The organism is Metallosphaera cuprina Ar-4 (genome assembly GCF_000204925.1).
In the GTDB taxonomy this organism is placed as follows: Archaea; Thermoproteota; Thermoprotei_A; order Sulfolobales; family Sulfolobaceae; genus Metallosphaera; species Metallosphaera cuprina.
Window position 1 is genome coordinate 651,750 of record NC_015435.1, and the last position, 24,896, is coordinate 676,645.

At 40.9% G+C, this 24,896-nt stretch carries 23 protein-coding genes; 12 read left to right on the top strand and 11 right to left on the bottom strand.

Features of this window, described 5'->3' with window-relative positions; genetic code table 11:
• Nucleotides 1-65 precede the first annotated feature (65 nt).
• From MCUP_RS03705 to MCUP_RS03720, 4 genes are read left to right on the top strand one after another with little or no spacing between them, the layout of a single operon-like run.
• Nucleotides 66-866, top strand: coding sequence for a radical SAM protein (locus tag MCUP_RS03705; protein WP_013737332.1), 801 nt, complete (start codon nt 66-68; stop codon nt 864-866).
• The gene (gene lipS1, locus MCUP_RS03710) at nt 863-1,702 is read left to right on the top strand and encodes a LipS1 family lipoyl synthase (protein WP_013737333.1); all 840 of its coding nucleotides are present in this window, start codon (nt 863-865) and stop codon (nt 1,700-1,702) included. The genes MCUP_RS03705 and lipS1 overlap by 4 nt, the downstream gene beginning before the upstream one ends.
• Nucleotides 1,699-2,421 carry a lipoate--protein ligase family protein gene (locus MCUP_RS03715; RefSeq protein WP_013737334.1) on the top strand — a complete coding sequence of 241 codons (723 nt, stop codon included), beginning with the start codon at nt 1,699-1,701 and terminating at the stop codon, nt 2,419-2,421. Before lipS1 ends, MCUP_RS03715 begins: the two co-directional genes overlap by 4 nt.
• Nucleotide 2,422: 1 nt before the next feature.
• A complete protein-coding gene (locus MCUP_RS03720; RefSeq protein WP_048057444.1) occupies nt 2,423-2,662 on the top strand; it encodes a response regulator in 240 nt (79 codons plus the stop codon).
• On the opposite strand, the gene MCUP_RS03725 is transcribed toward MCUP_RS03720, so the two are convergent.
• A complete protein-coding gene (locus tag MCUP_RS03725; protein ID WP_013737336.1) occupies nt 2,640-3,086 on the bottom strand; it encodes an EVE domain-containing protein in 447 nt (148 codons plus the stop codon). The two genes, MCUP_RS03720 and MCUP_RS03725, sit on opposite strands and share 23 nt — an antisense overlap.
• A gap of 80 nt (nt 3,087-3,166) precedes the next feature.
• On the opposite strand from MCUP_RS03725, the gene MCUP_RS03730 reads away from it, so the two are divergent.
• The 3 genes from MCUP_RS03730 (at nt 3,167) to MCUP_RS03740 (ending at nt 5,880) form a co-directional block, all read left to right on the top strand.
• The gene (locus MCUP_RS03730) at nt 3,167-3,631 is read left to right on the top strand and encodes a DUF1286 domain-containing protein (protein ID WP_013737337.1); all 465 of its coding nucleotides are present in this window, start codon (nt 3,167-3,169) and stop codon (nt 3,629-3,631) included.
• Nucleotides 3,632-3,724: 93 nt separating this feature from the next.
• Complete coding sequence (locus MCUP_RS03735; protein WP_013737338.1) at nt 3,725-5,290, top strand: APC family permease; 1,566 nt, start codon at nt 3,725-3,727, stop codon at nt 5,288-5,290.
• A 32-nt stretch (nt 5,291-5,322) separates the two neighbouring features.
• Nucleotides 5,323-5,880: a DUF1404 domain-containing protein gene (locus tag MCUP_RS03740; protein WP_048057445.1), complete on the top strand. Its 558-nt coding sequence runs from the start codon at nt 5,323-5,325 to the stop codon at nt 5,878-5,880.
• Between the two features lie 3 nt (nt 5,881-5,883).
• Here the strand turns inward: MCUP_RS03740 and MCUP_RS03745 are convergent, their stop codons facing one another.
• Entirely contained in the window at nt 5,884-7,077 is a 1,194-nt protein-coding gene (locus MCUP_RS03745; RefSeq protein ID WP_013737340.1) for a cation:proton antiporter, read from the bottom strand.
• A 42-nt stretch (nt 7,078-7,119) separates the two neighbouring features.
• Between MCUP_RS03745 and MCUP_RS03750 the strand changes: the two genes are divergently transcribed.
• The gene (locus tag MCUP_RS03750; protein WP_013737341.1) at nt 7,120-8,154 is read left to right on the top strand and encodes a hypothetical protein; all 1,035 of its coding nucleotides are present in this window, start codon (nt 7,120-7,122) and stop codon (nt 8,152-8,154) included.
• Here the strand turns inward: MCUP_RS03750 and MCUP_RS03755 are convergent.
• A complete protein-coding gene (locus MCUP_RS03755) occupies nt 8,129-8,920 on the bottom strand; it encodes a DUF929 domain-containing protein (RefSeq protein WP_013737342.1) in 792 nt (263 codons plus the stop codon). The genes MCUP_RS03750 and MCUP_RS03755 overlap by 26 nt on opposite strands.
• 118 nt (nt 8,921-9,038) lie before the next feature.
• Nucleotides 9,039-9,635: a hypothetical protein gene (locus MCUP_RS03760; protein ID WP_013737343.1), complete on the bottom strand. Its 597-nt coding sequence runs from the start codon at nt 9,633-9,635 to the stop codon at nt 9,039-9,041.
• A 240-nt stretch (nt 9,636-9,875) separates the two neighbouring features.
• Here MCUP_RS03760 and MCUP_RS03765 point away from each other — a divergent pair, with 240 nt between their 5' ends.
• The gene (locus MCUP_RS03765; RefSeq protein ID WP_048057446.1) at nt 9,876-11,690 is read left to right on the top strand and encodes a phosphoenolpyruvate carboxykinase (GTP); all 1,815 of its coding nucleotides are present in this window, start codon (nt 9,876-9,878) and stop codon (nt 11,688-11,690) included.
• 154 nt (nt 11,691-11,844) lie between these two features.
• Here MCUP_RS03765 and MCUP_RS03770 read toward each other — a convergent pair whose 3' ends face one another.
• Both MCUP_RS03770 and MCUP_RS03775 read right to left on the bottom strand, forming a co-directional pair.
• Nucleotides 11,845-12,621 (bottom strand): MBL fold metallo-hydrolase, encoded by a 777-nt coding sequence (locus MCUP_RS03770; RefSeq protein WP_013737345.1) that lies wholly within the window; start codon nt 12,619-12,621, stop codon nt 11,845-11,847.
• A 34-nt stretch (nt 12,622-12,655) separates the two neighbouring features.
• Complete coding sequence (locus tag MCUP_RS03775) at nt 12,656-14,560, bottom strand: APC family permease (RefSeq protein ID WP_013737346.1); 1,905 nt, start codon at nt 14,558-14,560, stop codon at nt 12,656-12,658.
• Between the two features lie 318 nt (nt 14,561-14,878).
• Between MCUP_RS03775 and acs the strand changes: the two genes are divergently transcribed.
• Nucleotides 14,879-16,843: an acetate--CoA ligase gene (gene acs / locus MCUP_RS03780; RefSeq protein ID WP_013737347.1), complete on the top strand. Its 1,965-nt coding sequence runs from the start codon at nt 14,879-14,881 to the stop codon at nt 16,841-16,843.
• A gap of 7 nt (nt 16,844-16,850) precedes the next feature.
• Here the strand turns inward: acs and fdhF are convergent, their stop codons facing one another.
• On the bottom strand, nt 16,851-18,821 hold the full coding sequence (gene fdhF, locus MCUP_RS03785) for a formate dehydrogenase subunit alpha (RefSeq protein WP_048057447.1): 1,971 nt from the start codon (nt 18,819-18,821) through the stop codon (nt 16,851-16,853).
• 105 nt (nt 18,822-18,926) lie between these two features.
• On the opposite strand from fdhF, the gene MCUP_RS03790 reads away from it, so the two are divergent.
• Nucleotides 18,927-19,712 (top strand): aldose 1-epimerase, encoded by a 786-nt coding sequence (locus tag MCUP_RS03790; RefSeq protein ID WP_013737349.1) that lies wholly within the window; start codon nt 18,927-18,929, stop codon nt 19,710-19,712.
• 142 nt (nt 19,713-19,854) lie between these two features.
• Here MCUP_RS03790 and MCUP_RS03795 read toward each other — a convergent pair whose 3' ends face one another.
• From MCUP_RS03795 to MCUP_RS03810, 4 genes are all read right to left on the bottom strand, one after another.
• Nucleotides 19,855-20,136, bottom strand: a complete 282-nt coding sequence (locus tag MCUP_RS03795; protein WP_048057448.1) for an ArsR family transcriptional regulator — start codon at nt 20,134-20,136, stop codon at nt 19,855-19,857.
• A 372-nt stretch (nt 20,137-20,508) separates the two neighbouring features.
• Nucleotides 20,509-22,143 (bottom strand): hypothetical protein, encoded by a 1,635-nt coding sequence (locus MCUP_RS03800; protein WP_013737351.1) that lies wholly within the window; start codon nt 22,141-22,143, stop codon nt 20,509-20,511.
• 60 nt (nt 22,144-22,203) lie between these two features.
• Nucleotides 22,204-23,517: a class II fumarate hydratase gene (locus MCUP_RS03805; RefSeq protein WP_048057449.1), complete on the bottom strand. Its 1,314-nt coding sequence runs from the start codon at nt 23,515-23,517 to the stop codon at nt 22,204-22,206.
• 72 nt (nt 23,518-23,589) lie between these two features.
• The gene (locus tag MCUP_RS03810) at nt 23,590-24,456 is read right to left on the bottom strand and encodes an FAD-binding oxidoreductase (protein WP_013737353.1); all 867 of its coding nucleotides are present in this window, start codon (nt 24,454-24,456) and stop codon (nt 23,590-23,592) included.
• Nucleotides 24,457-24,726: 270 nt separating this feature from the next.
• Between MCUP_RS03810 and MCUP_RS03815 the strand changes: the two genes are divergently transcribed.
• Nucleotides 24,727-24,882 (top strand): AbrB/MazE/SpoVT family DNA-binding domain-containing protein, encoded by a 156-nt coding sequence (locus MCUP_RS03815; RefSeq protein WP_013737354.1) that lies wholly within the window; start codon nt 24,727-24,729, stop codon nt 24,880-24,882.
• The last annotated feature ends 14 nt before the right edge of the window (nt 24,883-24,896 follow it).

The following is a 24,896-nucleotide window of genomic DNA, read 5'->3' on the forward strand; positions in this document are numbered from 1 at the left end:
ACCATTTAATTTAGCGTATTCATCAAACGACTTGAAGTTTATTACTCACCTGTCCTAATGGTGTTGTGGAGGTTCTTCTTTCGGCAGGAACATACTATGGAATTAAAAAGGGGATGATGTACAGCCAAACCGCTTACGGCCTAATGACAGGCGGATGTATTAACAAATGTGCTTTCTGTTCTCAGTCGCTCTCCAATCCTGCGGATAAGACTTACCTCTCTAGAGTTAAATGGTTTCCAGTAGACTTAGAAATAGTTAAAGAGAAACTCTCTATTTTCAAAAGATTTTGTCTTCAGACAGTGGTAAAGCCTGGCTTTGAAGAGGAGTTGGTAAAGATAGCAGGTGAAATTCAAATTAGGAAATCGATTACTACAGTACCAATATCCTCAGATTATCTTAGAACGTTAAAGGAAAGAGGAGTTGATTACTTGGGTACAGGGATGGACACTACTGAGAGTAACTGGGAGAGAGTAAGCAAACCTGGCAAATTTAGTGATTATATTGATTTTATTAAGAGGGCAGTGTCCATATTTGGAAAAAGGAGGGTGTTTGTCCATCTGATCTATGGTCTCGGCGAAAGGGAGGACGAGTTCGTATCCTTAATGGAATATCTTTATTCTATCGGTGCAGAGGTGGCCTTATTTGCGTTCACTCCAATTAAGGGTACACCAATGGGTTCAATGAAACCTCCTAAGCTTGAAGACTATAGGAGAATTCAAAAGATAAGGTTTAAGCTATCACATGGTTTTGAAAGCGATGAGAAGTCAGTTCTCACCTCTGGGTGTCCTTCATGTGATAGGCCTTTTTATAATGAGGACCCCAGGGGAGAGTTATACAACGTTCCTTTCACGGTGAGGGAAAAATGATTGGTGGTTTCACGCCAAAATTTAAGTTCACTACAATAAGTCTGACGGGAAACTCGTGCTCATTGAACTGCTTCTACTGTGGTACGAAGTACATCTCGAGTATGGAGGGAGCGACTACTCCAGAGCACTTTGAAAAGAGTTTGAGGCGACTATTTTCCCAAGGTGTGAAAGGTTTCCTAGTGAGTGGAGGCTTTGACGAACACGGCAAGTTAAGGATAGAGCCTTTTCTTTCCACCATGAAGAAGTTAAAGAAGGAATTAGATATCATAATCAACGTTCATCCAGGGTTGCAGAGTAGAGAAACGATTGAGAGCATGAAGGACGTGGTAGATATAGTGGACTTTGAATTTGCATATTCTCCAGGGGCTTACTCCGCAAAAGGGATTAGGGAAGATAGAGAACGTTATTTGGAGACGTTAGAGGACTTCATTAATTACGGTCCTGAATACATCGTTCCGCATATAATGCTTGGTATCCCTAGGGATAACGAGGAGGACATCAAGGACGAAATTGATCTCATTTCCCAGTTGAAACCCTACCTCCTTAATTTCTTAGTGTTGATCCCTACCTCTGGAACACCTTCTAAGGCGGTTAGGATCGACTTGAAAGGTCTTATTCCACTTATCCAATACGGTTCGCTACAAATGAAAGGTAAAGTCAGTCTAGGATGTATGAGACCTTACTCTATAAAAGAAAGCCTAGATAGGATAGTAATAGAAAGAGGTCTAGTTGAGAGGATAGCAAACCCCCATCATAAGGTCATAAAGGAATTCAAACTTCCTGTTTATGACGCTTGTTGCAGTCTACCAGAGAAGTATCTGGAGGAGTTTAGATGAGGCTCCTCGTAGAGACTGGAAATTCTGGGGAGAGACAGATGGCACTTGACGAAACAATGCTACTGTTACTCAGCCACGGACTAGTAGATGAAACGGTCAGGTTATGGAACTTCTCCCCAACAACGTTAACAATAGGTAGGTTTTTATCAGTTCGTGACTGGGTGAACCTGGAAGTATTACAAGAGAAGCGGGTTCCCCTAATACGGAGGTTCACGGGAGGTGGTCCAGCGCTTCACGACGAGTCAGGAGAGATAACGTGGAGCGTAGCCTTAAAGGATATGGAAATGATGAGCGCATATGAAAGGATCGCAAAGGCCTTAGTCATAGCGCTGGAAAAATTAGGTTTGGAAGGCAAGTTTGTACCAATAAACGACGTTGTAGTTAATGGAAAGAAGGTGGTAGGTATGGCTGGAGCTAAGAAGGGTAAAGCCGTTTTAGTCCACGGGACCTTTATGTTCAATACTGATCTCTCACTCATGTCTTTAATTAAGGTACCTAAGCCGAAGGAGGAAATTAGAGGGTCTCCAACATCAAGGGTTTCAAATCTCTCTACATTACTGGGAAGGGAGGTATCCAGAGACGAGGCTTTAGAAGCTCTTCTAATGGGTTTCTCCTCTGTATTTCAATTGAGAGAGGACGATCTAACGCCTCTAGAATTGGAGATTTCAAATCAATTAATTTATAAATATTCAAATAATATATGGACTTTCGTGAGATGATATGATCTGTGAGAAGATCTTTCGATCCAAAGCGGGTAAAACCATAATCCTTAGAGTATTCCAGGATGTGGGAATTCGTGTTGAGGTTACGGGAGATTTCTTTGGTGACGAGGAGGACTTAGCAAAATTAGAGAGAGACTTAGAGAGACTTAGTTTAAGTGACGTATCTATTCTAGGTGTGGATAGTGTAGAGCTCCTTGAGAAGGTAAAGGAATGCGTCAATCGTAAGCAGTCTGTCTGAGGCACTCTTCCATGACTTTAGCGTCAGAGTCTAATATAGGCCTGCCAAGGTTAGCGGGGGCGTTCCTAAGATATTTAGGAAGTTGAACGGCGTCCTCGACTAGACTTATCTTTCCTATTAGACTCTTCACGTCGCATGCTCCAGTGACCCAAATTTCCACCTTAACGCGATGTGGGAAGACTGCCCTATTCCTAACTTTCTCTTCAGGGTACAACGGAGTTTCATCATAGTACCAATCAGATACTACCTTACCTATACCAACTATCTTTCCACCGTAACGGCTTGCATAGTATTTACTAACATAGAATATTATATCATCATTTTTTTTGATATATTTACTTAAGTTTGATTTATATCCATAGATTCCCTTTGTTTGGATATCATCCCACATGTCTTCCTGTATTGGTACTAGCCAAAAGGTCATAATCGTTTTTATATCAATTAACTAAAAAGCCTTTCCTGTTATCTAAGTGAGTATAAATATAGCTAACTATAGTGAGAACTATGAAACTGGTGGCGCACTACGTCTTCACTACCGGTGTCCTAGCTTTATTATCATCTCCTATTTTAGGATTTTATGAAGCCGTTACTATCTCATTCTTCATATCCTGGACTGGTAATACGCTCATCGATAGGTTGGGTCACGAGCTAAAGGGTGGTTACATAAGAAGGACCCCAAGGACACACACGTTGTTCAGAAGCCTATTATGGGGAGTTCTCCCCTCAATCCCACTCTTTATTATTTTTCTTAACCCACTCTACTTAGTGATGGGAGGGATATCCGGTCCCTCTCATCTTCTGCTTGATGTGTTCACTGAGAAAGGTATATACAGGAAGAAAAACGGCAGGTGGATCAGATTCGCTTTAGCTCACTTTTCTTATAACAATCCATTAGTTAACGGTTTAGCTATACTAATAGGAGGCGGTTTGATTTACCTGGCTCTAATCCTTCAAAGCAGACCTATTTAATTTACTTAGCCATGTAAATCTTTATCGGAAGAGCGGTAGAAGGATATACTTGCCTGAGTAAAAAATATAAACCCAGTTAAAGTATAGTGAGACGTGAGCAATAAGAGAAATGTGTTCGTAAGGGAAAGTTCTGGTCTTTTGAAACAGGTTAATCTTCTTGATGCAGTAATGCTTAATATAGGTAACATGTCTGCAGGGGTAACCCTTTTTGAGTCCATATCGCCTTATGTAGGGAATTACCCGGGAGGCGTATTATGGATAGCTTCCCTAATAGGCCTGCTCTTCGCATTTCCTCAACTTTACCTTTATACCTATATGACTAGGAGGATGGGGAGGACAGGTGGAGATTACGTATGGATTAGTAGAAATCTTAACGGAGGCATAGGCTCTACTATGGCCATTGCTATCATGCTTGAGTCCGTAGCGTATTTCGCACTTATAGCGTTCTTTTCAGCGTCCAGCATAAACGCAGTACTTTATACAATTGGGAGCGTAGATGACTCGCAGACTCTTAACTCGTTAGCCAATAACGTATTTGTTAACCCTTTTAACGGTGGACTTACTTTTGAACAGAAAGCTCTATTTTATGGAATTGCAGCTGCCTTCTTCGTTATTGTGATAGCCTTAAACGTATTTAGAGCGAGGTGGGGCTACTCTATTGTGACGGCGTTAGGATCTTTTTCATTGATAACGTTATTAATGGCTATAATAGTGATCGGGATATCTGCAGGTAGATTTGGCTCAGCAATACAACCTTTCCTTAATTCAATCAATTCAAGTTTAGTAACAACATATCAAAATTCGCCTCACAGTGTTCTCCCAGCTAACTTCAGTTTAATCTCAACCTTACTTTTACTTCCGCTCTTCGCGCTTTACACTTATCCTTGGATGCAAGCAGGTCCGGCTGTATCTGCCGAGTTTAAGCAGAGCGACAGAGTAGCCAAGTTTAACCTTCTGTTCGCGGTTTTGTTAACTGCGGCTCTAGTAACTGGTGGTTTCCTAGAGATGGACTTAGTAGCTGGTTACTCATTTAACGTCCAAGCCTATCCTTACTTCGTTTATAACTTCTGGACTGTAGCGATAGCTATAGCTGGTAATCCCGTAATTCAATGGTTGATTGGACTCGGAGCCATAGCGTGGAACTTTTTCGTTCTAGCTTACGGAGTTGTGGTTTTCTCAAGGTACGTCTTTGCCCTCTCCTTTGACAGGATCCTGCCTGAGAGGTTAGCTCAAGTGAACAAGTACGGATCTCCTGTATACGCTCACATATTGGACCTCACTATAACTCTCCTGTTTCTCCTAGTCCCGGTTTTCTCATTAAACGCTGCATTATCTTTATACGGTGCCACGATCCTAGGTTCGTTGTACTTTCTGATAGCCAGCGTTGCGGGTATATTTTACGGACTTAGAAACAGAGTGAATTCGTTAGTGGCGGCGGGTTCAATTTCTGCAATTTATTTCGCCTTCCTCACTTACGAGGCTGCTACAAATCCTCTTTTCGGATTTAGCACGACGTCAGGCCAAATTAACATCACAACGCTGATTTTTGTTATAGGAGTAGTTTTGGTAGGAGCGGTAATATATCTGGTCTCTAAGTATCATAATAAGAAGAGAGGGATAGACATCTCTCTTGTATTTAAGGAGATTCCACCGGAGTAGATTTATAATGTTTTTTTGCAAATAACTAATTTATGAGATTTTCTTTCTCCTATTTTCGTTCCACTAGTGTAATCTTTGGGCTGATTCTGATAGCGTTTGCTATAAATCCTATTACTGAACTCTTGGAATTTTCGCAGGAGTCACTTTTTATGGCATCACACTACGCTTTATTTATAGGTGGATTCTTACTCACTAGGAGACTTAAGCTACCTCCTCTCCTCGTTGTTTTATCAATTTTAGGTGTAGTTTTCTGGCACCTTCCACTGTTCTATGCATTAGCTGCAGGAGAACCAGCGTTCAGAACAATTAATGACGTTACGATGCTAGTTGCAGGAATGTTAGCTGGAGGCGCCTCTAATAGTCTATCTTTCTCTGTAAAAATTCTTTTATTTATAGCATGGATGGGTGCTGACAGCGTCCTATCCGTTATCCTTATAGTTGGATGGCCCTACTACTCTAACTCTATTTACTCGTTTTCTCCTTATCCCATTTCCCAGGAGTTGATTACTGGACTAGTCATGTTTGGGATTATGACAGTAGTTTTTGTATATGTTATCTTCACAATGCTAAGATCCGTATTTAAAATATAAAAATTAGGTTTCATTTTTTGCAATTTTTCTAGTAAGTCTCTCAAAGGCTATCGCGCCTATCGCCGTAGTGGTTAAGCTCATAAAAATTACCTCTGAAAGGTCGCTCTGATTAAAAACGCCGCTCGAAAAGGCTATTGAAGATATCACTAAACCCATTTCTCCACGAGGTATCATACCTAGAGATGACGCTATGGCCTTCCTTATATCTTTATTGTAAACGTACGCGAAGGGAAAGATTCCGGCAAACTTCAGGACAATAGCTAAGACTGTGATTATGCTACCTTGAACTAGGACATCCGTGGAAACGAACGTGAACACGTTAGTTTGAGCTCCTATTGTAATGAAGAACAAGGAACCGAATATAGCGATCATAGTTTTTACCATACCGCGGATCCTCTCTGCCTTCCTGCTTTCAGCAATGGCTACCCCCGCTATGAAAGCTGCGATAATAGGTGAGAAGCCTAGGGTTATCATTACTGTAACAAGGATGAACAGGATCAATAGTGACATATCTACGACAAGTGAGTCAGAGACAACAGAGATTATTCTAGGAATTATAAAAACTGAGGCTAAAAATATGATAACCCACGAGACGACAACCTTAAGGGTCAACTTCACTAGCTCAAAGAAGGAAAGTCCTCCAGTGTCTATTATAGCCAACGATATGGAAAGTATTATGAAAGCTACAACGTCGTCTATTGCGGCTGCAGACAAAGTGATCTTTATGTAATGTTCGTTCTCAAGCCTCTCGCTCTCTATTATAGAGGCTACCGCAGCGAGGCTAGTCGCCGCGGTGGCGGCGCCCATAAGAATGGCAACCGGGAAGGAAACAAAAAAGTTCATGTAAAAGAAGACTCCCACGAATGGAAGCACCGCTCCAAAAGTGGCGGCTAAAGAAGCCAGGTATCCTGATGTCCGTAAGGACTTAAACCCGTGTTCAAGACCAGATGCGAATATGAGCAAGATGACAGAGAACTCTGAGAAAAGCAATAAGTACGAATTTATTGTGAATATTTGATAACCAACAAAGGCATTTATAACCTCACCTAACGCAAAAGGGCTAAGTACTAGCCCGGTAATTAATTCCATGATAAGGGGAGGTATTCTGGCCTTATTGGATGATATCTTAAGACCTTGTGCTACAGTGATGAGAAGAAATATCTCCAAGAGCGCTAGGTAGACTTGGTCGGAGGTCATAGAGAACATTGACTTTTATAAGTATAAACATTAATCTTCCTCATGTCAATATTCAGAAAGAAGGAAGAGAAGAACATACTTCACATAGATCACATCAATCCTCAAATGAAAAAAGCTATAAAGACTTTAATAGACTCTGGTGTTCCTGAGGTTGCTAAACTTTATGGCTTTAGGTATCTCTTCCCACGATTGAGAGAACCCATATTTATTCCGTATGGAAGACTAGATGACGATTTCAAGGATACTCACGAAGCCTTTGAGAGGATATTAGAGGAGGTTGACAAGATTAAAGATGAGGGGATGCAAACTTATAAGACTTGGTATCCAACGGCTGAGGAGATAAATCACTTCAGGTTCACTTTCTACTCTATGACCATAGAGGATGGAATGAAGGTAGGAATAGCAGCTAACCCATTGGCTTCGTTAGATCAGGACTCGTTCAAATTAAACGAAATAGGAGACGAGGTGAGGGGTAAAAAGGTACTCATTCTATCCTCTGCACTAGCAGGTCAGGTTGTAAACACCAAGTCCGTATTTTCTAATTCGTCAGCAGTGGAGTTTCTAGATATAGTTTCATCTAGGGAGGATGAGATAATAGAGTCCTACTTATGGCTTAACAAAAACTTTCACGAAAAGTACGATAAAGACAAGGAATATGATGTTGAACTGGGAAGGACCTACATGAGGAGACTTTTCTCAATAATTAAATCTGTTACTTCTCCAAAGGTTGCAAATAACTCTAAAGATAAAGACGTAATAATCCTCCCTCTCTTCATATATCCTAAAGGTAAAATAGTAGGAAATATCTCTATCATGGAGGCTTGGAACTCTAACGAGAGTTTCGCTACTCTTCTTAGACAGGCTCAATATCATGAAATGGAGGTCGGGCCTGTAGTGTATAACGTTGATACAATAAATTCACTGGTTGAGACTTATGGGTTCTCTGCGGAAAAGTTAATAGTTCTCACGGATCAGAAGGTACCTGCCATCGATAGACTCGATCATTTAAAATGGTTAAAAAGATTTAAGGTAGAGAAAGAGACCGATTTCGTTAAGATTCTGAAGCCTTCTGGATGACCTGATAAATAGTTTGAGATGTTGCCTCTATCGGAGATGGTACGTTTCCGCTTTTTATTTCACTTAAAATTTGGCTAGGATCGTGAGATATTGATATTACCTGGCTAGGAGGAAGTGACTTAGGGTATCCTAATAATATCCACGTTCCGCCAGGGCCAGTAACTATTAGGGTTGTAACTAGATGGGGTATTGGACTCCCCAGAGCTATGGGTAGTTGGTTATTGTTATAAAGTACCGTTGTCTTATTTAGTTGATATTCTTTAACCAAATTAAAGACCCAGTTCGGTGCCGAGGTCTGCAACTCTTGAAGTCCAATTTGAATCGCTTCACCATTTAAAGGTTGTCCGGAAGGCGTAGCATTTAAGTACTGGTTGTATATATAATAGAAATGAAATTGAACCGAGCTATTAGGCTGAAAGTTTTCGAATAGCAATCCAGGTATCGCCCCTCCTAAATCAGGCTCCGCCAGTGACAAGTGGGGCTCTACAGAAACATTACCGTAGTGAGTTAATGCAAGATAGAGAGGCCAGGAAAGCGTAGCGCCATAAGGACAGCCATACCAGCTTATAAAATAGACCTGCGTCGTTCCGTTAGGTGCGTAATCTACCGAGGACACCTTAACTATGTTTGTAAATGCGCTCTCCGCGGAAACTGTAGGAGAGGATGATCTAAATCCTATCGCGAAAAAGATGACGATAACGATAATCAGTGCGACAAAAGGTATGTACACTAACCTGCTTTCATTCTTCTTTTTCCCTTTCGCCATCTTTATCATAATCATTCAGTCTAGTTTTAAATCTTTTCACGACTTTCATGATAATCTCAATCCAATTCAGTAGGACGTGTATTAAATTGAAATTAAACTGAAATTCAGAGAGAAATAATTAGTTTCTTTTGAAACATGTTTTACCATTTTTGAGAAAAGAAATCTCATCGCATTCAAGCCTCGTTACATTGATTAATTTCTCCAACGCCTTCCTAATTGCGGGATCCATAGCAACTAGCTTGAACGCGCTCACCAAATACCAGAGGTTACCTCTGCTCTCCGCTACTATTAGTCTAGGCTCAATTTCCATGAGCTTTTCTATTACGTTGTTCATGCTACCTGTTCCAGTGACTCTAAATTCCTTGAAGACCACGTTCCCTGGAACATCTTCAAAGTCTATACCATCAGCATATATCGTAATAAGTGACCCTGTCTTAAGTATCGTGGTGAACTCTCTAGGTTCGATTTCAATTCCGTATTTTGAAAGGTAGCCCAACCATCTATCCCTTTTCCTCCCTCTTAGTTTTGTCCTTATTAGGGTTGACACACTCATAGACGAGATGAGATCCGCTGCTGTCGCTGTGACTAGGTCTTGATCTCTATAAATCGACGGGCCCGAACATTTTACATCGGATATCTTGCCCGAGCAAACGTAAGACAGCTCTGGTAGAGGTGGGAATATCACATCTTCTGGGGACTCTACTTTAAGTTCCACATATAATTAGCCGGTTCCAAGGTTTTATTTAACTGTTATTAAAAACACTCTCTTTAACATACATCAAACTGTTTTATTTAAATTATCATTCCAACATCTGAGAGAAATTATCTGATTAACTCCCCTTCCTAGATAAAATTAAGAAAAAATTTTAATGTGATATATAATCTTTTAATTGCTTGCCATAAGCGATCTTAGATAATGTTTAAAGATTTTAATTTAGACACGCACTATCTTATTATGGATTTGATTCCAGGGATCCTCAAGGAAAGACTCTCTTCCTCTGAGATAGAAAAGTTATCTAAGCTACAGAACCACCAACTCGTAAACTTCTTAAACTCTGTCGTAGGACTTTGCGATCCTGAAAGCGTCTATATTGTAGAAGGCACTCGTAAGGACCTAGAATACGTTAAGAGAAAAGCTATCGAGACAGGAGAGGAGATAAGGTTAAAAAACGAGAATCATACAATACACTTTGACCCTCCACTTGACCAAGCTAGGGCAAGGGAAGATACTTTCATTTTGGGTTCAAAGATACCGTATGTGAACACTAAATCTAGAGAAGAAGGTCTTCAGGAAGTCATTTCGATACTAAAAGGCTCTATGAAAGGTAGAGAAATGTTCGTAGGGTTCTACTCGTTAGGACCAATCGCCTCCAAGTATAAGATGTTGGCCGTACAGGTTACAGACTCCCCATACGTTATACATAGCGAGAACATGCTTTACAGGAACGCGTTTAGAGAGTTCACCAACAACGAAGATTTCCTCAAGTTCGTTCATTCTAAGGGCAGTTTAGACATAAAGAAGAGGAGAATAATGATAGATCTTGAAGGCGTAGTCTACAGCGTAAACACAACGTATGCAGGTAACAGCGTAGGTCTCAAGAAGCTCGCACTCAGGTTAACTCTAAATAAAGCTGTAAATGAGGGATGGTTATCTGAACACATGGCCATAATTGGCCTAGAAGGGGAGAGAACACATTACATAACTGCCTCTTTTCCGTCAGGTTCAGGTAAGACTAGCACTTCAATGTTGGGTAAACTCATAAGTGACGATCTGGCTTTCATAAGGAACGTTAACGGTATAGCGAGAGCTTGGAACCCTGAATCAGGAGTATTTGGCATTATTCACGGAGTCAATCCTAAGGACGACCCAATAGTCTGGGACGTTCTTCATAGCAATGACGAAGTGATATTTTCCAACGTTCTCCTTCTGCCGGATGGAACGGTATATTGGGAAGGGAGCGGAGATCACGAGCCTGAGAAGGGCGTTAATTTTGCGGGGGAATGGTGGAAAGGAAAGAGAGATGGCTCTGGAAAGCCGATCCCTCCTAGCCATCCTAATGCAAGGTTTACAGTAAGATTGAACTCCTTTAAAAATTTAGATCTAAAATATGAAGATCCTGAAGGAGTTGAAATAGAAGGGATCATCTTTGGGGTAAAGGACTACTATACGCTAGTACCCATAGCTGAGTCCTTCAGCTGGGAACACGGAGTGATAACTATGGGAGCTTCCATGGAATCGTCTAGAACGAGTGCAGTTATCGGTAAGTCAGACGAGATGGAGTTCAATCCGATGGCGCTACTGGATTTCATTTCAGTATCCCTAGGTAAATATCTAGATAATTACCTCAGCTTCGGCAAGCGGTTATCAAAGCTTCCTAAGATCTTCAGTGCTAATTATTTCTTAAAGAACGAAAACGGCTACCTTAATAGCAAGGAGGACAAGAAAGTGTGGTTACGCTGGATTGTGGAACGTATAGAAGGAAAGGCTAGCGCTATAAGAACACCTATAGGGTTTATCCCTACATACGATGACCTATCAAGCTTGTTCTATAAGGTTCTAAGTAAAACGTATAAGAAGGAAGAATATGAAGCTCAATTCACAATAAGGTTAAAGGCTTATAAAGAGAAGTTCGAGAGAGTACGTAGCGTATACGCAGGTATAGATGACGTACCAGATACCGTAATAGAGATTTTCAATAAGCAAATCTCTGACTTAAACGAGTATATCAACAGGTTCGGAGAAAAGGTCTCTCCATTTCAACTTTCCTAGTTTAGAAATTCATAATTAATCGTTTTAAAACTCCTATTAACTTTGTTCTCGTTGAAAGTTGAGGTAAAGCGGAATCACGGGGGCTGGAAACTTATCATCGATCTCTCTCGGTGCGTTATCCTAGATAGAATGTCACGTTTCATACGATTAAGTCTTAATCGAGCTCTATATTTTCCTTGGCTAGTGCTTCCTCGAGGGCCTTATAATTAACTTCAAGGTGCTTGTTTAGTATCTCTTCCGCCATACCTCCAATATCAAGGTTAGCCTTGAACCTTTTAGAAAGTATTTGATTTAGGTGTTCCTCAAGATGAAGCGGGCTAGTTAGTCCACCGTGAGCTAATCCGACTGCCCTAGGCTTCAGACCGATTTGTAGTTTAAGGCTTTTAATGTATTTGTTTAGTTCCAAAGGAGGAGGAGTAGTAGGTATTGGAACTCCATTATATCTTCCTCCTGCGGAGTCCCCCGTGTAAACAATGTTGTCGATCAGAGCTGAAATGTGGTGCTTAGCGTGGCCTGGAGTATAAAGTATCTCCATTTTCTTTTCACCTAGGTCTATAGTCTCTCCGCCATTTACTTCTAGGAATGTTGCTTCTGTAGGTTGGACCTCTCCATATATGTCTACTAGCTCACCCAATACACTCCTGGCATCTGAGTTTATCTTTCTCGGATCCTTAAGATACTTTGAGTACCCATTGTAAACTATCACCTTGGACTTATATCTTTGCACAATTTCAGACAGAGCGCCTACGTGATCTACATGCAAATGAGTAACAACTACATAATCCAGTTTATCTAAAAATCCTACATCCATTACGGAGTTGGCCACTCCAGCATCTATCATGACGTTAAGTTTATCACATATTACAAACGAGTAAACAGCTTCCGGGAACTCTCCAGGTCCTGAAGGTATAGCGTGTATACCTGAGCACATAAAAGAAAAGATAGCTTAGGAGATAAAAAATCTATTAAGGAGCCTCTCTCGTCTCCTCTATTATATCTTGAATTGCCTGAGTTCTGAATCCGCTATATACTGCTCCATAGTGGGCTGCTAAAGTCACAACGGCTGCGACTATAGTGTCTTCAGGGAATGGGATCACTGGGTTAAGACCGAATCCTCCAAAGTAGGAAATTACTAGCATTACAAAGATGAACGCTAGAAGCCAATAACTCGCCCTGACCTCAGACTTCACATCAGAGGCCTTTCCTAACTCGTTTAATATCACGATGTCGGAGGCAACCAAGCCAGCCATTACAACAATGTAAATCAGGAAAGCAATGTTATTAGCCGCGCTGAGTGATGCTGTTGCCCCATAGAACTCGAACGCCACGATCAGCGTAACTACAATGTTTACAACGCTTATGATAGCGGACAGAAGTCTATTGATTCCCATAACCTTATTAGCATAATAAGCAAAAAATAGGGCTAGTCCAAGAAATATTCCTGTAACTACGTAAAATAAAGTGGCAAATCCAGACCAGTAAACTATCAGTCCCGCAGCCAGGGTAGCTATGGGAGCTATAATCTTAGCCAATGGTAATCTAAAAGGTCTATTTAAATCAGGAGCTGTTTTCCGTAAAGTTTCTAGGCCTATTCCACCCATAATGTAAGTGAAGACTGTTGCAGAGCTAATGAATCCTACAAGGGATTGCCAGGATGGGAAAGGCAGCATGAATATTGCAGCTATAATAGTCCCAGCTATTAACGAAGCTACTGGAATCCTAGTTTTGCCGACCTTTAAGAAAACACCAGGCAGATATCCGTTGGTGGCGAAACCGTATATTGTCCTGGCACTTGTTCCAGTATATATCCAGCCGGTTCCGCTCGGAGATATTACAGCATCTAAAAGGAGGATGTAAGACCAACCGCTAAATATCAGAGCCAGTAAACCTAGAGGAGCGGCTAGGCTGAATATCTGATAGAATGGACCAGATGATAAGTTAGAACTCCCGAGTTCAGTCCAATTCCCTGGAGTTACCGGTTTCGTCACGTTCCCTGAAGTAACGCTTAAAACGTTCCAGTTTATCCCCCCTATGAAGGCTACCTGGAGCAACGTATAAAGTATGACAGCTATTATTAGTGAACCCATAACCGCAAAGGGTATATCCTTCTTAGGATTTCTTCCCTCTCCTCCATATTCCACGGCCTGTCTGAAACCTAGATATGAGAAAATCACACCGGTAGTTGGTATAGCGTAAAGCACAGCGGACATGCCGTAAATTCCTGCCGAACCTTGAGCCACGTTTGAGGGAGATGGGAAGAATCCACCACCCATAGTCAAGTTAAACGGATGGAAATAGAACGCTAGTAGGATAACAACTGTAATAGAAGGTATGAGGAGTTTCCACCACCCAGCTCCATGGGTTACCTTTCCAAGTACGTTAACTCCTACGTAGTTTAGGAAAAAGAAGAAGAGAAGAAAGAGGTAAGCAACAATTATTCCAAGCGGAGTCAATACTCCTTTAACTGTCAAAGGAGGAACCAAGCTGGAAAGATAGGTTACCGTTGCTGTTGCCTCAATAGCCGGAACGGAAGCCGCAGAAAGAAAATACGTCCAAGTAATGATGTATCCTGCAATACCTCCGTGAGAATAGTGTGGATACCTAACTATTCCTCCAGATTTGGGAATGGAGGAACCTAGCTCCGAATACGCCAAACCAACAAACATAACCAGGATCCCAGCGATAATCCATGATAATATTGCAGAGCCTCCAGCGTCCTCAGCGGTGTAGAGCGCGCCGAAGAGCCATCCTGAACCTATTATCCCTCCTAGCGAGAGATAGAGGAGCTCCAATTTTCCGAGAGATCTCCTAAGCTGCTTATCGGAGTTTAAACCTAGATCTCCCGCCTTTTGAGATTTTTCCCCAGACATATCAGATTGTTTACACGAGATTAATTATTAAAAATCTTTCTATAAACTATCACTTAGTGTTTTCCTTTTTTTAAGATAGTAATGGATTACCAATGAATCTTTTCATTCTAACATGGTAGAAACATGGAGATATTCTTAGGTCTCAATAAAAATTTTTCAATTAAATATCCTTATTTTTATTTTTGTATAAAATAAAACGTATGTGGAGCTAACGTTAGTCTGATAGGCAATATCGTAAGGCGGTAATTTAAATCTAGAAAGAGCACTATGAAGGGTAATCCTTTTTAATATTGTATAAGCAAATTAAAGCGATTTATTATGACTGAAGAGCAGTCTCTGAAGACAGGAGTTCAGGAACTTGAGGAGAAGGCCGATTATAACATGAGATATTATTTGCATCTCATGAAGTTGAGTAAGGATAAACCAGCTGAGTTTTGGGGGTCTTTAGCTGAGGAACTTCTAGACTGGTACGAGCCGTGGAAGGAAACTATGAAACAAGAGGATCCGATGACGAAGTGGTTCATAGGCGGTAAAATTAACGCAAGCTATAACGCTATAGATAGGCATCTTAATGGCCCTAGGAAATTCAAGGCAGCTGTGATTTGGGAGAGCGAGCTTGGGGAAAGAAAGATTGTAACATATCAGGACATGTTTTACGAGGTAAATAGATGGGCAAACGCCTTGAGAAATCTAGGTGTTAAAAGGGGAGATAGGGTTACCATATACATGCCTCTAACCCCAGAAGGCATTGCTGCAATGCTCGCCTCCGCTAGATTAGGAGCAATTCACAGCGTTATATTTGCGGGATTTGGATCTCAGGCAATAGCTGATAGAGTAGAAGACGCTAAAGCTAAGGTTATAGTTACTGCTGACGCTTATCCTAGGAGAGGTAAGACAGTAGAGCTCAAGAAGACAGTGGACGAGGCTCTGAAATCTCTAGGAGATAGAAGCCCAGTTGAACACGTTTTAGTGTATAAGCGGTTGAAAACAGATGTGGAAATGAAGGAAGGTCGAGACTTTTTCCTTGACGAGGTAGGAAAATATAAATATGTAGAACCGGCCAGGATGGATTCAACCGATCCTTTGTTCATTCTCTATACGTCTGGAACAACAGGAAAGCCAAAGGGTATAGTTCATTCGACAGGAGGTTATCTGTTAGGAACGTCCGTTATGCTTTTATGGAGTTATGGTTTAAGTCAAGAGAACGATGTGCTGTTTAATACCTCAGATATCGGCTGGATCGTTGGCCACTCTTACATAACTTACTCTCCCCTTGTCATGGGAAGAACAGTAGTGATTTATGAGAGCGCTCCTGACTATCCCTATCCAGACAAATGGGCTGAAATCATTGAGAGATACAGGGCTACAACGTTTGGTACCTCCGCTACGGCCCTAAGATATTTTATGAAATATGGAGATCAGTACGTAAAGGAACACGATCTATCATCCGTTAAAATTATAGTAACTAATGGTGAAGTCTTAAATTACTCCCCGTGGAAGTGGGGTCTAGAAGTGTTAGGTGGAGGAAAAGTTTTCATGTCTCATCAATGGTGGCAGACCGAGACTGGAGCACCAAACTTAGGCTATCTACCAGGTCTCATTTACATGCCCATGAAGTCAGGACCGGCTTCTGGATTTCCTTTACCTGGAAACTTTGTGGAAGTTCTAGACGATAAGGGCGACCCGTCAAAGCCCAGGACTAGAGGTTACTTGGTGATGAGGCCTCCTTTCCCTCCAAACATGATGATTGGCATGTGGAACGATAACGGGGAGAGATTAAAGAAGACCTATTTTAGTAAGTTTGGTTCGCTCTATTATCCTGGCGATTTCGCTATGATCGATGAGGACGGCTACGTGTGGGTTCTAGGGAGAGCGGACGAAACGTTAAAGATAGCAGCCCACAGGATAGGAGCTGGGGAAGTAGAATCCGCTATAACTTCCCATAAAGCGGTGGCTGAGGCTGCTGTTATAGGTGTCCCTGATCCAGTTAAGGGAGAGGAAGTTCATGCCTTCGTTGTCTTAAAACAGGGGTATATAGCATCGTCAGAGCTAGCCAAAGATATTCAATCTCATGTCAGAAAAGTGATGGGACCAATCGTATCGCCTCAAATCCACTTCGTGGACAAGCTTCCAAAAACCAGATCCGGGAAGGTTATGAGGAGAGTAATAAAGGCAGTAATGATGGGATCCACTGCTGGAGATTTGACCACAATAGAGGACGAAGCATCAATGGATGAGATAAAGAAGGCCATTGATGAGCTTAACAAAGATCTCAAATCTTGATTTTTATCTATCCTAGATTAACTTTTGTAATACTTATCTCAGTGTATTTATATTTTGGCGTTTTTGTATCTTCGTCTAACTCATCACAGACTACGTTATTTATGCTCGGCACGTGCATGTAGGCGAACACCGATCCTTCCCTTACTTCGGGTGAAAGTTTTACGCTGAGGATAGCGGTTCCGCACCTAGAGGTTATCTTCACAATATCCTGGTCTTTGATTTCTAGTCTCTCTGCATCACTAGGATTCATATAAATGACTTGAGGGATCCGACCAAAACCGGGTGTCCTATTTATCATCTCGTCCGTGTTATACCTTGTTACTGCTCTCCCAGTTGAAAGTATCATTCCTTTTTTAATGGTTGGTTGATCTTCGAACATGAGCTTGGCTTTTCCGTTGGCAGTTCTGAACCTTTCTCTATAAAGCACAGTTTCGTTTTCTGGGTAACGGGACGGGGCGGAGAAATCCATAACTTGGTTCAAAGTAAGATTAGAGTAAATTCTAGAGACTCGTTTCATTTCCTCAAAAATCAATTTTGGATCCTCCTGAAAGCCATTTAGATGTAGTTTTTTAGCTAAAAGAGAGAAGATCTCTAACTCCGCCTTAGCTTCTCCAGGAGGAGAACTCGCCTTGAATCTCCACTTTACTATCCTATCTAGGCTAGTTAAGGATCCTTCTTTCTCACTCCACATTGCGGACGGTAGAACGTAATGAGCTAGTGCAGCTGTGGAGGTCATGAAAGGATCTATTACTACTAATAGCTCTAAAGATTTGAGGGTTCTCTCTACCTTATAACGGTTGGGAAAACTGAGTGCCGGGTTGAAGTTCATTAGTATTATAGCCTTCATGTCCGATTCTAACAACGCTTCAGTTACAGTTCTTCCTTCCGATAAGGGAGGAGCGAACCCCCATATACCTTCTAACTCTCTGGCGTTTTCCTGAGCAATTTGGCCGTTAGGAAATAAGTTAGGTTTTATGAGGTCTCCTGAACCTTGAACGTTAGACTGCCCCCTGTAAACGAGTAATCCCGCACCGTCCAATCCTACATTCCCTGTTATTAATGCTAGGTTGATTAAACTTCTCACCGCTTTGGTCCCATTAGTTTGAGTTAATCCAAGTCCCCAGGAAAAGATCACTGGTTTCTGCACTATTAGTTCAGCTATTTTCTTTATCTCATCTTGATTAACTCCAGTTATTTCCGCACTATTAATGGAATATTTCTTTACTGATTCTTTGAACTCTTCAAATCCTTCTACTCTATCTTCAATGAATTTTTTATCCTGAAGATTATTGGAAATAATATAATTAGCTATCGCATTGAATAGATATATGTCAGTCCCAGGTCTGATCCTAGCGTGGACGTCGGCTAACCTAGCGGTGCCAGTTAATCTAGGATCTATGACTATTAGTTTCCCACCCCTTGATTTAAGTTGTGTTATGTATTGAACTAGAACAGGGTGACTTTCGGTCAGAGATTCTCCAACAATCACTAGGACTTTACTCTTAGGGATCTCGGTCACTGAGACAGAACTGGCTCCCAGTCCTACCATTTCCTTTAATGCTGTGGCGGAGGGGTCGTGACATAACCTAGCACACGAGTCCACATTATTTGTTCCAAGAGCTCTAGCTAATTTCATCATAGTATATCCTTCCTCCAATGTATTTTGACAACCGCCATAGAAACCAATGGAACTGGGTCCATATTTCTCTTTTATTTCAATAAGTTTAGATGATATTTCATTTATTGCCGATTCCCAAGTAGTTCTAACAAGGATTCCTCTCTCTCTTTTTAACGGATAGAGTAGCCTATCCCAGCTATTACCAGGTTCGTGAGCTGTGCTTCCCTTTCCGCAAATGTGGCCCTTGCTCACAACGTGAGAAGGGTCAGGTGAAGTTCTAATAACAACGTTGTTTATCGTATCTAGGATCAATCCGCAACCGACTCCACAATAAGGACATATACTTCTCGACTCTGTCATGATTATGATCTTTTGTCGCTTTAATAAAAACGTGCTATACTAAGCGGGTTGATTAAGTGTTAAACAAGGTTAATTGATTAATCCCCTCCTTACTCTCTTATATTTATGATAGTCGAGATTAAGTCAGGAGAGGAGGAGGCCTCTATCGTATCTGAAGGAGCTTATCTCAACTCCTATAAATTCAAGGGCAAGCATGTCGTTCTCCAAGGTAAGGAGAGGAAAACGAGAGGGGGAATGGCACTTCTGATACCCTTCGCAAACAGGGTCAATAAAGGTGAGTATGTGTGGAACGGGAAACTATACAGGCTCCCATTAAACAGAGAGGGAAACTCCATTCATGGTCTGATACTGGATAGGGACTTCAGCGTTGAGAGCAGTCATGATAGGGGTGTAGCTCTTTATACAGAGCTAAATCATGTAGGCTATCCCACAACTCTAGGAATTCGTATCGAGTATGAGGTGGGTGGTGGACTCACTTGTAAGATAGTTATAAAGAATGTTGGAGAACAAGATGCGCCTCTGGTAATAGGTGCCCATCCGTACTTCATTGTTACGGAAGACTGGAAAATAATTCCAAATAAAGCTAAGAAATGTTTGACTCGAGGTAAGATACCAACGGGGGAGATGGTTAACACCGAAATCATAAATACAGATTACGATGACTGCTTCTTTCTTCCAGGAGAAATCTTGTTATCATCACAATATTCTAAGATAGCAATATCAAAGCCTGGTATGGATTTTGTTCAAATTTATACCGGAGTACCTGGAGCCCTGGCCATAGAGCCAATGAGCGGAGCTCCCGACGCTTTTAATAACGGGATCGGACTGATCAAACTCCTACCAAGCCAAACGAAGGAGTTCAGTTTCCAGGTTAAGGTATTACAGATCTAAAGAACTGGAAGGGTATGATGAATCTATTGATCATCTCTTCTATAACGTTTCTAAGATCCCCTATTTATAACTCACCTTGTTTGTCATTTAGATGAATTGCTTTACTAGCCTTAGTTTCAACACTTCCCTCATCGTAGTACGGCTACGAACATTCAAATGTGGAACAGATTATCTCTTCCATCTCCTTTATTATACTTTTTAATAAATAGTACTGAACAATTAACTTATCTATTCCGGCTCTCGTAATGGAAAATATGGGTTCGTCTCCTATAACGGCTTTCATCTCTATTAACTCGGATTTCAAAAGCCGGTTTGTCTCTCTCTTAACTTTTTCCTTTGACAATCCCAGATACTCAGCTATTTCAGATAAGCTCAGTTCTCCTTCTAATAACAACGTTAGGATCTTGACTTGCGAAAGGTTCATCAATAACATTTATCTTAATCGCTAAAAAGGGCTGTTATGCTAGGTTCTATAATGCCAAGTTTTTAATTAGAGGAGTCTCTAGGTCAGAGAGAAGAAAGGTTAATGGAGTATTCCTCAAGCCTACCTTATTGCGTCTAACTACGTGTGAACTAATACAGAAAACTCCACAGATGAACGTTCATCTGACTGCGATGGAAAATTGAGTTGTAATGAACGTGGATTTCATCGTGGGATTTAATAACGCTATAAAAATCTAAGTTTCCACGTGGAGATCTCAAGAGATAAAACGTGAATAGAAGAACTCAGACGTTAAACTACGTGAAAAGTTATTAAGTAAAAATAATTTAGCTTATTAAAAACTAAAAGAAATATCTACTTTCTTCTAATGAGGACTAGAATGACGATAACGGCTACGATCAATATAATAATGCCGTATATTACTAAATCGGAATTTAATGGCGTTCCTTGTTGTGAGTTATTAGAGGAAACCGATTGTGGGCCGGTTGAGTTAGTGGAGCTAGTTGGTGTAACTCCGTAAACTATATAATATACGTTTGATGGATCGTCATATATAAATATCTTATTTTGAATAATGAAATAATTTGTGGAATTGAGCGGTTCAATTGTACCGTTAACTTGCTTATAGACGACAAAGGATTGATTATACAAAGGAGAGACGTTAAAAACTACGTTCTGGCTACCGTTTATTAACACCTTTTGAGCAACATGAGCTCTATTGTCTATCGTTACGTTAGTTATTGTAATTGCCTCAGGTTCAGCTAAACTGACGTTGTATATGTTGCCGTCTTTTGTTATTAGGACAAATCTATACGTTCCGTTGATTGAAACTTCCACCAAGTATGCTTTATTATGATAGTTATGTTCGTTCGCAAAGACAACATGGCTAACATTAACGAACGCTGTAGACTCAATGGAATCGTTATCGGTAATAGTTATTATTACAGGTAGATCTTTTACCTTTATGTTTGCCTTTATAGAAGAACTTGGTATAGAGGTCTTCCCTAAAACCCACTTTATTTCTCCAGCCATAAGGTTCGAAGAAGAGTTATTGAATAAGAACTCCCTAGATCCAGATTTTGATATGAACGTGACGTGGATATAACCTATAGAAGTCCCATTCACTCCAAAGAACTCTATTGTGGTAAACTGGTAGTTTGAGTTTCCTTCAACGCTAAATCTATCAAATCCTAGACTCATCATTTCTAAACCCTCTCCCTTCCAAACTAAGGCAGGCACAAGAGAACCGTTCAAGTAGGCTAACGTTGTATTGTAATTAGCTGAAGAGGTTATCATGTTGTTACTTATTGCGAACTCCTCATGCTCAGGAACGTATCTTCTGGGAAAGTTTTGCTGGACTTCAATTTTCTCGCTAGAATGCGAAATCAGCGAGGGGTAGATCTTAACGAGCTTCAAGCTATCTGAGAATGTCTGCTCTCCAACCTTTAAGGGGAAGGTAACGTTGGTCAGAGACGATCCGTTGATAAATACTAAGGTGATTGATCCGGTGCCGTTAACGTAGACGTTAGTTTTGATAGTCTGATTGTTCATGAGAAGGCCGGCCCACGCAAGCTCCTCAATGCTAGAGGAATTAACAACTAGTCTAATTAGTTGAGGTATTTGTGAAACAACAGTGAGTGAACCGTTCTGATTTAGATCGAGCTTAATTGTTCCGTTATATGTTAATAACTCGTTTGAGGGAACAACTTGATATAAATAAATATCCGAAGCGACGTCAGTGGCATGCCCTAAATAACTTGAGGTGTAAGTGGAGTTGCTAATGTAATAATAGACGGAAGCGTCGACTAAGTCATTGTGGAACCTGTGAAGTTGATTGCTATAAAATACGCTAACATATCTCTCGTAAGAGATGGTTAACTGGCTTTGTGCTGAGAAAGCTGAGGATAAAGGTATGAAACATGACAAAAAAGCCAACGCGATTATGATCAAAGCTGCCCTTTTATATGAAGGAATGTTATTCCCTTTCATTTGGGCTCAAGATCGTCTTAATCTATTTAAAGATTACCCTTCTCTTTAGATGTAAAAGCACTACTTCTGAATCCCGGGTTTAGTTAGTTTATTGAGGTCTAAGATTTGATCTATAGAACTATCGTTAAACCCTAGTTCCTTCAACGCTTCTCTTATTGACATCCCTTTAGCAAGCATCTTTCCTATTTTTGAGGCCTTATCATATCCTACTATAGGGGATATGGCTGTTATAAGTGCTGGACTGCTCTCTGCGTATATCCTCATCCTCTCCTCGTTCGGTACAACTCCTTTAACTACTAATCTAGCGAACTTACTTAGTCCCTCAGAGAGCAAATCACATTGAACGGCTACGTTATTTCCGATAAGGGGAACGCCCATGGCCAATTCAAACTCCCCTAGGTTGGAGGCGAACTGATTAGCTTGATCTAAGCCCACAACTTGGGCTGATATCAACATAGAGGCCTCAGCACTCACTGGGTTGGTTTTACCTGGCATTATGCTACTACCGGCTATCTCCTCCTGGGTTGGGAGATCTATCTCTCCAATTGCTGTGAACGGTCCAGAGAACATAAGTCTGAAATCTTGAGAGACCCTGTATAACTCCACTGCAATAGTTCTCATGACCCCGCTCAGAGTAAGCAAATCGGTGAGGAATCTCATGGCCCTGAAGGGATAAGCTAGTGTGAAGTTGTCTCCAGTGACCTCATTTATAACGCGTATTACGTTCTCTCTGAACATGGGATGAGAGTTCATTCCAGTTCCTACAGCAGTACCACCAATCGGTAACTCTCTAACGTAGCTAAGAACTGAATTGAGCAAGTAGATGTCGTGCTCAAACGCATCAGCGTATGCGAGCATCTCTTGTCCAAAAGTCACAGGTGTAGCGTCCCTAAGGTGAGTTCTGCCGGCCTTTATAACATGGTTGTATTTCTCTCCTATTTCCCTAAACGCTTGAACGATCTCTGTCAAGGCTGGGATCAGCCTATCCTTTACTTGCTTTACGGCTGCTATTCTTATTGCAGTTGAAACCGTGTCGTTAGATGACTGACCTAAGTTAACGTGATCGTTAGGATGAACTTTAACTCCTGAAATTTGCGAAGCCCTCTCAGCTATAACCTCGTTAACGTTCATGTTTAGACCAGTTCCTGAGCCAGTTTGGAAGACGTCAAGGATTATCTTATCGTCGTTCCTCCCTTCCATGAGCTCCACAGACGCTTCCTCAATTGCCTTTCCAATCTTTTGGTCCAAAAGTCCTAGAGAAACGTTAGTTCTTGCACAAGAGTATTTTATAACTCCCATTGCAAAAATTAGCGATCTATGAAATTTTGTTCCCGTATTCATAAAAAGTTTAGGTGCAGTTTCAGTGTATTTCATGAAATAAGAGGAGAAATCTAAAATATAGGCTTTCCTGAGCGTATTAAGATGGATTTAATTGAAATACTCTTATTAGACCAGTGTGTTCCAATGATCTAAGATAGTTTTTAGCTTCCAGACCACTTTAGGGACTTCGGTGCTATTGAAGTGTTCCCAGCCATCGAGCTCTGATTCTTCGGAAGTATACACTTTACTCCACTTAACTCCCTGTATGTAGTACGCGTAAATTGGTCTAACCTTGTTAACTAGTTCAATAAACGAACTTATATCATCCACCTTTACCATATAGCTACCCTTGTCACTCTCTTCCACTAAGGGTACACCTTCGTATGAGTCCATGCCGTCAATTTTACCCTCAGTTAGGGAGACGTGAATCGTAAACCCGTTGTCGTACTCTATCAAGAAGGCAAGAGGATTAAGGTTAATCACTTTGTTATAAACCTGAATCAAGTCCTTTTCCTCTAATTTGGTTGTAAAGGTTTCAACTCTGCTAGGTCTTGGATAAAGCCTCATTGAAGCCTCAGTGAAACCGCCCAACAATCCTTTAGATCCTATCAGACCCTTCCATTTTAATACTCCTGAATTAGTTACTATCCTAGTCCATTGTGTGAAGGAGTATGGAGTACCGTAGGCTGTTGAAATAGGATAAGCTTCATTAGTGGCAAGTAAACCTCCCACAGTTCCATCATAAAGCGAAGGAAAGAGTAAGTCCATGCTCATAGCTTCCTCCCTTATTTTGGATATTGGGCAACCGGCCTGTGCGATTACCTCAGAGTCCCTAATAGTGAAGTCAGACATTCTAGCAGTAGAAATTATTAGGTCAGCCACTTTTTTAGAGTGGTTACCAGTCCCTATTATTGCGACCTTCTTTCCGTTTTTACTTGCAATCCTTAAGGTCTCAAGCATTTCACGTTCGTCAATAACCTTGCCAATCTCCATGTTATTACGTTTGTCATAGAATCCTTTATAAGGATCAAGCCCCTTTCAGAAATTTTGTAAAAAAGAATCGTTATCTATGCAAAAGTTTAGTTTGCGATCTCGGTTCAGTTCTAGAACATTGAATCAAGAAATTGTTACCATGCTTAGAATTCTATAACAAAAATTTTAATAGAACTTTTTCACCAAAAAATTATATATCGCCTGCTGTCTCCGTTGAGAGTATATAGAAAATATTATAAACCTCAAGTAAGTAATGGATATGGATAAAAAATGGCAGTAGAGGATATAGTTAAAGTGAGCAGAAATTATCAAGTTACAATACCTGCTAGGATAAGGCAGAAATTTCAAATAAAGGAAGGAGACCTAGTCAGGGTAGTGTTTGACGAGAACGATAATTCCGTTAAGATAATGCCGATGAAACAATAAATTAAATTTTTCTT